An 11,936-nucleotide genomic window follows, 5' to 3' on the forward strand; every position below is an offset into this window, starting at 1 on the left:
CCATCTATTATATATGATTCAGGTATATCCGCAATGGTTTTGATGTAAACGCCGCGTGTCATTTCTTCTTATTTTCAAAAATCCTGCATACATTACGGGTAATCTCGATAATACGTACCCATATGGAGTAAATGAAGGATTTTTAGGATTCCATTTTATGTGTGAGAGGAGTCTTGGCTCTTGGATATTCGTCGTAACCTGCCTTTGCTGATGACCATTTGTTTCTTAAGTCAGATGGGCGGATTCATGATCCTGCCCCTATTTCCTTTGTTTATTGAGGAATTCGGCCTGTCCGGCTGGATGATGGGGGTTATTTTTGCACTCTTTTATGTGGGGAAAGTAATTGGTGGCGTTCCAGCAGCGGCAATTTATAAGAAACTAGGTGGTAAAAAGGCTCTCATCCTGATGCTGATCCTGCTGGCTGTCTGTATGGGCGGCTTCGCGCTGTCTACTGCTGTGGTGTTATTCGGCCTGCTCCGACTTCTACAGGGGCTCGCTTCCACGGGCCTTACCGTGGTCGTACGTTCCATCATCGGAGATGAGGGTAATGTAGACAACCGCGGCCTGTACAATGGATATATCAGCAGTAGTGAGGGCGGCGGCATGGTGCTCGGTCCGGTCATAAGTGGCTGGCTCGCGCTGCACTGGCCATTGTCGGTGCCTTTTTTACTCGTTACCGTATGTTGTCTGATGGCCGTGGTCGCTGCGATGGGGATGAAGACAACGGCACAAGCTAGAGCTAATCATGAGTCTGGGGATACGCTAAGTGATCCTCTGATGGAAGAGCCTTCAGCTGGCGTAAAGCAAGAACCTCTGGACAACTTAACACATTCATTAATCTCCACGGATGAAGTTGTAGAACCCACCACAAATGACTCCCATCCTCATACTACTGTATCAACTGCGCCTCCTTTATCTTCATCACCTTCTGATGCAAAGTATACTCGAGATTTGTCTACAAGGCGCACACAGCGTCAACAGCTTCTCGGTTACGGCACAGTACATTTTCTGGAGATGAGCGCGTATGCGGTATTCCTCACCTATTTTGCACTGTATGCAGCTCACATCATGCATTGGGACCCGTTTGCAACCAGTCTCGCCTTCACCGTCTCAGGGATTTCTACGCTTGCCGCTGCTCCCTTTGTCGGTTATCTCTCTGACCGGATGGGCGATCGTCTGCTGCTCTGCATGCTTGGCATGTTCCTGATTGGAATCGAAGTTGTTGTATTTCTAAGCACGTCCTCTCATCTATGGGTCTACGTTGGCATGCTGATTGGCGGGGTTGGCGGTGCATGTTATATGGATTCGTTCTTTGCTCATATTGGTGATCACATCCCAGACGAGAGTCGAAGCTCTGTCATAGGCAAAATTGTCTCTGCTGCCGAGATCGGCTCCATCGTGTCTCCACTGGTTGCAGCGCTACTTATGGAAGTTGGCTCGCTGTACTCCGTGTTTGTGTTCAATCTGGTGCTGATTGCTGTTGCCATTGTAGTTCAGGCTGTGATGCGCAGTCGGTATCGATTGAAAGAGGGGTAGTTCTTCGTTTGATAAAAAAGGATCACAAAAAATAACCCGTCTGCACAATTTAGTGTGCAAACGGGCATTTCATTGGTGCATCTCCGGCCTGCGGCTGGGGATTCTCTACCTGTGCATTCTGCTGCTCACTGATTCGCAGTTCTGCGGCAGATTCCACGCCATCTTTCAGGGTATACGCCTGATCCTGACGGAAAAAGTTCGGCTTCACGATCTCATTACGATAGGAGCTGTGGAAAATATGTGTTGTCGCCGGGGATACTGGCGGAATCAGCCACACCCAATCTCCGTTCAGTTCACGCCCAGCCTTCTCTTCCCGCTGTTCAAATAAATCGAACTGCGTTGCCGCCGTGTGGTGATCCACAATGCTCACACCTGCTTTTTTGAACGAATGCAGCACAGCCACATTCAGCTCAACTAACGCACGATCCTTCCACAGCGTCGTTTCACTCGACGTATTCAATCCAAACGCTTCCGCCACCGCAGGCAGCTTGTTATACCGGAACGTATCCGCCAGATTACGGGCGCCGATCTCGGTACCCATATACCAACCATTGAATGGTGCTGCTGGATAAGATATACCGCCAATCTCCAGTCGCATATCAGCAATCATCGGCACACCGTACCAGCGCAAGCCCAGCTCGGCAATTTCCGCTTGCTCCGGATGTTCAATAAGAACTTCCACAATCTCTTCTTCTGGCACAACATACCACTCTGGGGCTTGTCCTTGTGCCTGAATAATGAGCGGTAACACATCATAGGGGCTACCTGCCCCTTGCCAGCCAAGTGACATCGCCGCCTTGGTCAGCTCCACCGAAGCAGGATCTCCGATAATACCTTGCTCTGTCTCATATCCCGCATAACGAATAAGCTGATGATTCCAGAGGCGTACCGGAGTTCCATTCGGCCCATCCGCTGGAAGGATGGTAATCATCGGGATTACTTTGCCAGCGTTGGATGCCACATGGATATGATTCAGCACAGCTTCCGCTGCCGTTCCTGCCGTATCAGCGTGACGGGCGTCCACGATGCGAAGTTTATCCCAGAACAGCCGCCCGATACAGCGGTTGCTGTTCCGCCATGCCATTTTACAACCCTGCTCCAATTCCTCTGTGGTATGCACATAAGTACCAGTTACTTCGATCTCTCCCATAACGGCAACAAGCCGGGCCTCTGCGTCTTCACGCGAATGGCCCAGCTCTTCATAACATGTATATATAAACCGTTCAGCTTCTTCCTGCAATTGTTCCAGGTCTGACCGCATCGTTCATTCCACCATTCTGTACATCTTGAATGCCATCATTATACGGCAAGCGCACCGGATTTGTAAGCGAACGGACACTTTGTTCACGGACTCTACATATCGTTGTCAGGATGTAGGGTGACTTTGCTTATTTGCCCAGAAATGCGTTTAACATCCAGACCTCTTTATCCAGGACAGCGGTGAATCCAATCAGCATATCTTCCGTTGCGTTATCCTCTGCTTCTCCCGCTTCGTGAATGCCTTGATGAATCACTTCCACCATCGTGCGCAGATCAGCAATCACCGACTCTACCATACGCTCAGCAGACAGCTGTCCTTGTGCCTCTTCAATCGGAGACAGACGTAGCTGTTCAGTCATTGTAGCCACCGGACGTCCACCAATAGCAAGCAAACGTTCTGCAACTTCGTCCATATTTGCCGTAGCCAAGTTGTACAGTTCTTCGAATTTGGCGTGCAGTGTGAAGAAATGAGGTCCTTGGACATACCAGTGGAAGTTATGCAGTTTCGTGTACAGTACGGACCAGCCCGCGATCTGACGGTTCAGGACCTCTTGAAGTGCTGTGGCATTGTTAGCAAAAGTGTTGTTTCTAGTTTGGATTGTGCTCATGGAATTTATCCCCTCTCGAATATTAAAATAGAATTTGAATTTTATAATGGATTGCTTTGATTCGCTTCTTTTTTAATTTAGACTTAATCTAAATCTTGTTTTAATTATAACACCGCATATCCTGTTTGGGAAGGCTCTGAACTACTCTTTCAAATGAAGATTTCATGAAGCACAGCTTCATAGAAACATTGGCGCAGGCTAATAAAAAAAGATGATTTTAAGCAAACTCTCCCCAACCTATTGGAGTTATGATAGACTCATCTGATCGGATTATCCATAAATTAGTGAAATAGGATGATACCCATCATAAAGATAGTTACCATTATAGGAAGTTAACTTAGTCACTATTGCGGAGGTAAACATGAGGATATTTCAATTTAAACAAGAGTCAGGGAAAAAGATTACCAAATTCGATTCTAATTTCGTAATGTCACGTATAACGCAGACCAACAAAGCAGCTCATATTGGATGTATGCATTTAGCTGAGGGTGGGGTCATAGGTTATCATCAAGCTGTAGTTCCTCAACTCCTTTTAATAGTAAGTGGAGAGGGTTGGGTTAGAGGGGAAGCAAATGAATACATCAATGTTCGTTGTGGCGAAGCGGTTCTCTGGGATAAACATGAATGGCACGAAACCAAAACAGAAGCTGGACTCATGGCAATTGTAATTGAAAGCGAAGAGTTAGACACCTCATTAATGATGCCTTTATAGAAGGTATAATATAAAAAAGCAGACCTGCACCTAAGACGGTAACAAGACTGCTCCTTTAAACATAAATCTCCTTAAGCTTGAACACACTCAAAAGTCAGAATACGACTGATCTCTTCATAGCTTGATGCTACAAAATGAGGTTGATGATCGGACTCCGGCAGCGCCTCACGATGGTTGAACCAGATGACTGTCCAGCCTGCATCCACTGCACCTACCACATCATTACGCCACGAGTCTCCGATGTAATAGCTGGAACGGGCATCTGTCCCGGACTGCTTACTCACATATTCAAACAACCTGCGATCCGGCTTCGCATAACCAGTCGTTCCGGAGATGAAGACCAGATGCTTGTCCACGAGACTGAGCACATCCAGTGCTTCAAGCTTGCGGCGCTGATGCTCTCCTTCTCCATTGGTGATTAGACCAACGGTATGGCCTTCTGCCTGAAGCCTTCTGATCAGCTCATACGCTCCTTCAAAAGGTACAATCTCAAACTGTCTGCTCAGATACTGTGCTTGTAGTTCTTCAGCCTGTCCCGATTGTAGGGGGAGTCCGAACTCTTCCATCGTCAACTCAAACCTCCGACGGCGCATTCGCTCTACTGCATCCGCTTCTGGTACAGCGGACAGATCTTCTTGTGCAGACAGCCAGTCACTATAATAACGAAAACGATGATAGGCCTCAGCATAAGGGAACTCATCGGGCAGGCCGAGAACGTCCTGCAACGCGCCACGAAGTGGCTGCAAGTGATCATATAACGTATCATCTACGTCGAAAAATATCGTTTTAGCATTATTTATTTCATTCATAATGGTTGTCTATCCTCCTGCTTTTGCGTCCAAACACTCTTTTCTTACTACTATATATGTATTCCTATGCATCGTCCAAAAGGGATTTGTTGCGTGATCATCTCTACTCCAGAACAGTGCCCATAATAACGCTTAGACCAGAATTGATCGGACGGCTTTATATGTTAAAATAAGGATGATTAAATCTGAGGTGATGACGATGTTCAACCCAAAATTCTTCTTCTATTAGTTGTGCTCAAGGCACTGGCTACTCAAGCCAAAATCTAGCCCGGTACAACGGGGATGAAGATGTTCACACAGGAAGAGATTCAATCATGGGAAAATGAAACAGCTTTTGCACAGAGACACAACAAGAAGTTCATTGATCCAAGAAAAGGTAAGCTGAAAGATCACCGTAAAGGAATCAAGAGCACGCATTACAACAAAGAATGTAAACCCAATCGTAAACATGATTATCGTCTGTATAGAACCAAAATGAAGCGTCTCATGCACTATGAGCAATATGATCTTCTGTACAACTATAAACGTACAAGCGGTTGGCTTACCTGGTAGATCAAATATAGAAGAGTAGTTCCTTACATCATCGTGTCCTGCTATTTATGATGAATAGTAGGACACGATGGTGGAGGACTCTTTTCCAATGGATTACATAGCCTTGCTCAAATATTAGCCGTGGACAATCAGTGATTGCCTCATCCCAGTTACTGGAATATAATTTATTAAAGAGCACATCCAAAATGATAAAAAGGTGGAATGAAAATATGAGTACTTCTGTAAAGAAATGCACCGATTGTGGAAGCACGTCTTTCGTACAGGCATCAGACTTCATCAATCTTCGTCCATTGGATAAGAAATTGTCAATTGGTTCGGAAAGAGTATATACCGTTTGTTTGGATTGCGGGGAAGTGGTCTCCATTAAGGTGAAAAATCCAGAGAAATTAAAATAAGCGGGGTTCGGATTATATATAATTACACGAACATGATAATACGAATATGAATCCGTGAAAAAGAAGCCCCGGCTCACCTGAGTGAACTGGGGCTTCTTTTTTTTATAAAACACACAAACGTTATAACAACGAATAATCTAAGGGATCATCGCAAGCAGATCACCAGATGTGTCTATCAAACTTAAACAATTAACGATACAACCTTACCTGCATTCACATCAATCAGGCCATAGTCCGTAATCTTCAGCGCGGGACTTACCGCAAGGGAGTGCGTGCTAATCGACATGATCGGATTGTAATGCACGTACCCAAGAGACAACATCGCTGCTCTCAGTTCCTTCACTTGATGGGATACCACTGCAAGTGGTTCCTCCGTCAAAATTCCACCTACGGGAAGTTCCAGATGGGACAACACCTTGCCGTCTTCCACCACACAGAACCCACCCTGGCTCGAAATCACTGTGTTAGCTGCCAATATCATATCTTCACGATTACGTCCTACAACCAGCAGGTTGTGATTGTCGTGTGAATATGTCGTTGCAATAGCACCACGCTTGATGGTGTCTCCACCGATCAGACCATGTGCATGATTGCCGTTCACACCATAACGTTCAAAGGTCGCGATTTGCGCATATCCGCTTTCTTCCCATAACAATTCGCCATCCGCAGACTGAATCGGTGCAATATGTTCTTCCACAAAAGTAGAACCATCCTTCACCATCATGACACGGCATTGGTATTCACCTTCACCAGCAAGTTCAACACCTGATCCACTGACTTTTGGGTCTGACAACTGAATTGCAAAATCTGTTACGCCCAGCTTCTCCAACTGTACACTCTTATAGAAGTGAGGTGGGAACTGCCCGGTTATGCGTTCCTGCTTATACGGTTCGTAATCGTCATAAGCTTTGCGGCCGTTTTTGTACACCTGATCAATAGCGAGCTCCTCCAGGTTAGATAACAACACATAATCGGCTACTTTGCCCGGGGCCACGCTGCCACGATCGGTCATTTTCATCCGGGAAGCAGGGGTTGATGTTGCTGCATAAATCGCGTCTTCCGGACGCATCCCCATCTGAATAGCTTTACGTACGATATGATCCAGATGACCACGCTCCACCAGTGAATCCGGCATCACATCATCCGTTACAAAGCAGAAATGCTGCGCCACATCATGTTGAATCAGATACTCCATGACTTCCGGGGTCATTGATTTCTCTTGAATTTCAATAAACATACCTGCCGCAATCCGCGCCTGTAATCCCTCAATGCTCTGATGAGTATGATCGGAATCAATACCTGCGTAGATCAGTCGATGCAGATCAAGTCCAAGCAGTTTCGGTGTATGTCCTTCGATCACCAGATCGGGATAGTTTTTGCGAATATGCTGTAAAATCTGGTTTGTCTTGCACTCCGGATCACGGATGACATCGACATAGTTCATGATCTCGCCCAGACAGATGATCTCGCCAGTGGCAAGCAGCACGTCCATATCTTCGATTTCAATCGAACCGCCTGTTGTCTCCATCGGGGTTGCCGGAACGGAACTCGGGATCGCATAGAACATATCTACTGTCGTCTCCCGACTCACAGCCATCATCTCCTGCACACCCTCCAGCCCGAACACATTCGCCATCTCATGCGGTTCTGCGACAATGGACGTTACCCCGCAGCCAATCAGACCATGGGAAAAGGTTTCCGGTGTCACCATCGTACTTTCGATATGCAGATGGATATCGATCAAGCCAGGAATCATGTATCTTCCCCGCGCATCAATGACTTCGTCTGCCTGAATCAACTCAGGTCCACCGGGTCCAACATACAGGAATCTGCCGCCCAACACAGCAACGTTGTTCATTTCAAACCGTTTATAATAACTGTTATACACATGTACATTTACAATTAGTTGATCTGCACGCATGGGGCATAATCTCCTTCTTCACAAGCATTTCACCACGATGCGAACCGGACAATGAACCTGCACTTTAATCTGCTGTACTGCACATGACTGCGCACCGCTGCCATCGTCCGGGAATCATCGCATGAAATGCCTTCTTTGTTGCTCTTATTTCTTAATACTGTTCCTTACATTCACGACTACTCCACCAGTACAAGCTTGTCCTGTGGGAAGATCAGGCTAACACGTTGCCCGCTAAGGTATGGTGTTTCCATCTCCTGATTTGCTGTAAAGTCACCCAGTTCCGTCTCGATTACATACTGATAACTGCGTCCCAGATACGTGCTGACCTTGATAATCCCCGGCAAGGCGTTCACCACATCCGCAGAGGTATCTCCACTGACAATCAAATCATCCGGGCGAATCGCGCCTTTACGTGCACCAGGACGTGCTGTTCCAGGATGTGCGGTTGCTGTAAACGTACGTCCACCTGCGCTCAATGTAATTAATTCACCAGCATCACTACGCTCCGCGAATTCAATGAAATTATGGAACCCGATGAATCGTGCTACAAACTCCGTTGCCGGATATTTGAAAATGGTTTCCGGGCGGTCGAGCTGCTCGACCACGCCTTTGTTCATAATCGCTACCTGATCCGAGATCGAGAAACACTCTTCCTGGTCATGTGAGACATACAGTGTTGTAATGCCCAGCTCTTGCTGAATCCGGCGAATCTCCACCCGCATGTTGAGTCTCAGGTTGGCATCCAGGTTACTTAGTGGTTCGTCGAACAAAAGCAGGTCAGGCTCAATCACCAATGCGCGGGCAATCGCCACACGTTGACGCTGTCCACCGGACAGTTCTTGTGGAAAACGTTTCTCAAATCCATTCAGGTTAACGACTTCCAGGATTCGCATCACACGGGAAGAGATATCCTTGTCTTTCACCTTGCGCATCCGCAGGCCAAAGGCCACGTTGTCATAGACAGATAGATGCGGGAATAACGCATAACTCTGAAATACAAATCCGAAGTTCCGCTTGTTCGCCGGAACCTTCGTATAATCCTTGCCGCCGAACATAAACTTGCCCTGTGATGCTTCCAGAAATCCGGCGATGAGGCGCAGCGTAGTTGTTTTGCCGCAACCGCTCGGTCCGAGCAGGGAGAGCAGTTTACCTTTTTCCAGCTCCAACTGAAAATCCTTCAGGATTGTCTGCTTATCGTATGCCACGGATACGTGGTCTAATGTCAGCAATGCCATAGCGTTCTGCGCCTCCAATTAACGTTTAGTAAAGTATGAAAATCCGCCCATGATCCGTTCGATCACGAACATTAAGAGTCCGGTCAGTACCATCAATAGCACGGAAATCGCTGCAATCGTTGGGTCAAAATAATTCTCCACATACGTCAGCATCTGGATCGGTAATGTGCTTACCCCTGGTCCGGTCATGAACACCGAGATGTCCACGTTGTTGAAGGACTCCAGGAAGGCAATCAGCACGGCAGCGATAATTCCTGAGCGGATGTTAGGAAGCACGATCGTGAAGAACGTTCTTACCCGTCCCGCACCAAGACTCAGCGCAGCTTCTTCCACTGCAAAGTCAAAGCTCGACAAACTCGACGCGATAACCCGAATGATAAATGGAAGCATGATAATCGTATGACCAATCAACAGTCCAAGGTACATCGGCAGATGGTAAATTACGATCAGGTATTTCATCAATGTAAAACCAAGCACGATTCCCGGGATCAGTACCGGGGACAGGAACAGTGCGTTCAGCACGGACTTGCCTTTGAAATCGTAACGACTAAGTGCATACGCAGCCGGTACTCCAAGCACCAGCGCCAACAAGTTTCCCAGTAAGGAAATGATGATGGACGTCTGGAATGTGCGGAGGAATCCGCCTGTGTTGAAAATATTCTCATACCAGCGGAAGGAGAACCCTTCCGGCGGAAATTTGAGTACCGTTCCCGGTTCAAACGAAGTGACCGATATGATCAGAAGCGGGCCCAGCAGAAAGATAAAGACCAGCAGACTGAACAGGCCCAGCCCGATATGTTTCTCCCGCATATGTCTACCCCTTCGGATTTAAAGTTTTGGCCATTTTGTTCATGACACCAACCACGACAAATGTAATCACAATCATAATCGCGGCAACAACCGAGGCCAGATACCAGTCGTTGAGGGTCATGGCGTTTTGATACAGGAACGTAGCAATTACACGTTGCTTGCCTCCAAGGAGGGCAGGTGTGGTATACGCCGTCAGGCTTCCGACAAAGACAAGCACGGCTCCGATCACAAGTCCTGGCACAGCCAGCGGGAACACGACCCGGCGGAATGCCGTAATGCGCGATGCACCCAGACTTTGTGCTGCTTTGAGCAGGTCACCGTCAATGTTCTCCAGCACGCCCACCAGAGAGATAATCATCAGTGGCAGGAACAGATGCGTCAGACCAATCATCATCGCTGCTGGTGTATACAGAATATCCAGCGGCTTGTCCACGATACCCAGACCAACAAGGGTGTTATTGATCAACCCTTTGCGTCCAAGAATGATCATCCAGCTAAACGAACGCACGACCGGGCTCGTCAGCAGTGGGAAGATCGCCAGTGCCAGCAAAATACCTTTGCGGCGCGGCGCTTTCTGCGAGATATAATAAGCTGTCGGGAATCCGAGCACCACACAGACGATGGTAGTGACCACGCTGACTTGCAGCGTCGTAAGCAATATTTTCAAAAAGTATGGGTCTCTGAAAAAATGCATGTATCCTTCAAACGTGAAGGAGTTTTCTTGGAAAAACGTCGACCCGATCGTCAGGACAATCGGAATGATCATAAATGCCGCCAAAAACACGAATCCCGGCAGCAATAGCCAGTAGATTACTGATTTCTTCATCGCGATACTCCTGACTTGTAAAATGGTTTTATTCACACGTTTCACTGGCGCACATTTCAAAAATAAACGTCCATGTTTAGCGCACCAGCCGTTCCGGTTACGAATCGTTCTTACGATCGCTGTTATCCTTGGATTTTCTTGATCTCCTTCTTAATAGAAGGAAAAATCCAAGGATAAAGGCGAACGCTTCGCTTCTTCAGAATCGATTTCGTCCCCTACACTACCAGCTGATTACGTAAGGATTGATTTTAGACTGAACCCCAATGCCGTGAAGATCATAGCTACGCGTTTAACGCGTTGATAAACAGTTCAAGGAAGCTTTCTGCGTCTACGGTTTCGCAGACGAGGGTGTTGGGCTGCTCACCCAAACGGTTTTGGAAGTCACATACCATCTGGCCATCGCACAGGCGGCTGGCGGTTTCGACATCGACGTAATAGGATTTGCGTCCTACCAGTTCAGGGGCAAGAACTACGCCCACGGCTAGTGGATCATGTAAAGCGCAAGCGCGGACCCCGTTCATTTGTTCGTAACGGTTGATGTAAATCTCCGTGCTTTGAGCAACGTATGCGCGCAGTGCAGGATCAGTGAGACGCTCAATCGTTGCTTCATTCAGCAATGTTTGACGCGTCACATCCAATCCGACTTGGGTAAGCTTCTCGATGCCTGCGTGCAGTACGATGCGTGCGGCCTCTGGATCAGCGTATGTGTTGTACTCGGCGGTTGGTGTAATGTTGCCATGTCCACGAACTACGCCACCCATGAAGATGACTTCCTTCAATAAAGAAGGCAATTCAGGACACTTCATCAGCGCGAGTGCCAGGTTAGTTAAGGGTGCGGTCATGATCAGGGTCAGTTCGCCGGGATACAACTTGGCTTGCTCCACGATAAAGTCTGGCGCAAAACCTTCCTCGGCTTTCTTGGACACGGCCGGATCAGGCAGCGCACCGCCCAATCCATCCTGTCCATGTACCCGGTGTTCATAATGAGACTTGCGAGTGAGCGGTCCAGCTGCTCCGGCAAAGACCGGGATCGTTGGTGCACCCGCGAGTTCAAGAATTTTGCACGTATTCTCTGTTGCCTGCTGGAGTGATACGTTCCCACAGACTGTGGTGATGCCGAGAATGTCCAACTTCCGACTTTTGACGGCCAGCAAAATCGCCAGTGCATCGTCAATCCCCGTGTCCACGTCCAGAATGATGCGATTTTGCGCTCCACTCATCCGTTCTCAACTCCTATGCGGTGATATGGTTGCTTGCTGCAAATGATAAGTT

Annotated in this window: 12 protein-coding genes; 4 read left to right on the forward strand and 8 right to left on the reverse strand. The window is 47.7% G+C overall.

The features are described 5' to 3' along the window. Window positions 1-180 precede the first annotated feature (180 nt). The gene (locus MHI55_RS29105; RefSeq protein ID WP_076253698.1) at window positions 181-1,536 is read left to right on the forward strand and encodes an MFS transporter; all 1,356 of its coding nucleotides are present in this window, start codon (window positions 181-183) and stop codon (window positions 1,534-1,536) included. Between the two features lie 49 nt (window positions 1,537-1,585). Here MHI55_RS29105 and MHI55_RS29110 read toward each other — a convergent pair whose 3' ends face one another. Together MHI55_RS29110 and MHI55_RS29115 are read right to left on the reverse strand one after the other, a co-directional pair. Further along, on the reverse strand, window positions 1,586-2,797 hold the full coding sequence (locus tag MHI55_RS29110; RefSeq protein ID WP_340387907.1) for a nitric oxide synthase oxygenase: 1,212 nt from the start codon (window positions 2,795-2,797) through the stop codon (window positions 1,586-1,588). A 127-nt stretch (window positions 2,798-2,924) separates the two neighbouring features. Beyond that, entirely contained in the window at window positions 2,925-3,404 is a 480-nt protein-coding gene (locus MHI55_RS29115) for a Dps family protein (RefSeq protein ID WP_340387909.1), read from the reverse strand. Window positions 3,405-3,765: 361 nt separating this feature from the next. On the opposite strand from MHI55_RS29115, the gene MHI55_RS29120 reads away from it, so the two are divergent. Next, a complete protein-coding gene (locus MHI55_RS29120) occupies window positions 3,766-4,116 on the forward strand; it encodes a cupin (RefSeq protein WP_076253700.1) in 351 nt (116 codons plus the stop codon). Between the two features lie 71 nt (window positions 4,117-4,187). Here MHI55_RS29120 and MHI55_RS29125 read toward each other — a convergent pair whose 3' ends face one another. Continuing rightward, window positions 4,188-4,925, reverse strand: coding sequence for an HAD family hydrolase (locus tag MHI55_RS29125; RefSeq protein ID WP_076253701.1), 738 nt, complete (start codon window positions 4,923-4,925; stop codon window positions 4,188-4,190). Window positions 4,926-5,213: 288 nt separating this feature from the next. On the opposite strand from MHI55_RS29125, the gene MHI55_RS29130 reads away from it, so the two are divergent. Both MHI55_RS29130 and MHI55_RS29135 read left to right on the forward strand, forming a co-directional pair. After that, window positions 5,214-5,477 carry a hypothetical protein gene (locus MHI55_RS29130; RefSeq protein WP_076253702.1) on the forward strand — a complete coding sequence of 88 codons (264 nt, stop codon included), beginning with the start codon at window positions 5,214-5,216 and terminating at the stop codon, window positions 5,475-5,477. Between the two features lie 209 nt (window positions 5,478-5,686). Beyond that, entirely contained in the window at window positions 5,687-5,872 is a 186-nt protein-coding gene (locus MHI55_RS29135) for a hypothetical protein (RefSeq protein WP_076332428.1), read from the forward strand. A gap of 181 nt (window positions 5,873-6,053) precedes the next feature. On the opposite strand, the gene MHI55_RS29140 is transcribed toward MHI55_RS29135, so the two are convergent. From MHI55_RS29140 to MHI55_RS29160, 5 genes are all read right to left on the reverse strand, one after another. Then, window positions 6,054-7,793, reverse strand: a complete 1,740-nt coding sequence (locus MHI55_RS29140; RefSeq protein ID WP_340387912.1) for an adenine deaminase C-terminal domain-containing protein — start codon at window positions 7,791-7,793, stop codon at window positions 6,054-6,056. A gap of 176 nt (window positions 7,794-7,969) precedes the next feature. Continuing rightward, window positions 7,970-9,028 (reverse strand): ABC transporter ATP-binding protein, encoded by a 1,059-nt coding sequence (locus MHI55_RS29145; protein ID WP_036612866.1) that lies wholly within the window; start codon window positions 9,026-9,028, stop codon window positions 7,970-7,972. Between the two features lie 18 nt (window positions 9,029-9,046). Then, window positions 9,047-9,838, reverse strand: a complete 792-nt coding sequence (locus MHI55_RS29150) for an ABC transporter permease (protein WP_017691790.1) — start codon at window positions 9,836-9,838, stop codon at window positions 9,047-9,049. 4 nt (window positions 9,839-9,842) lie between these two features. Then, on the reverse strand, window positions 9,843-10,664 hold the full coding sequence (locus tag MHI55_RS29155) for an ABC transporter permease (RefSeq protein WP_036612869.1): 822 nt from the start codon (window positions 10,662-10,664) through the stop codon (window positions 9,843-9,845). 281 nt (window positions 10,665-10,945) lie between these two features. Next, complete coding sequence (locus MHI55_RS29160; protein ID WP_340387914.1) at window positions 10,946-11,884, reverse strand: nucleoside hydrolase; 939 nt, start codon at window positions 11,882-11,884, stop codon at window positions 10,946-10,948. Between the last annotated feature and the right edge of the window lie 52 nt (window positions 11,885-11,936).

The organism is Paenibacillus sp. FSL E2-0151 (genome assembly GCF_037993015.1).
Taxonomy (GTDB): Bacteria; Bacillota; Bacilli; order Paenibacillales; family Paenibacillaceae; genus Paenibacillus; species Paenibacillus amylolyticus.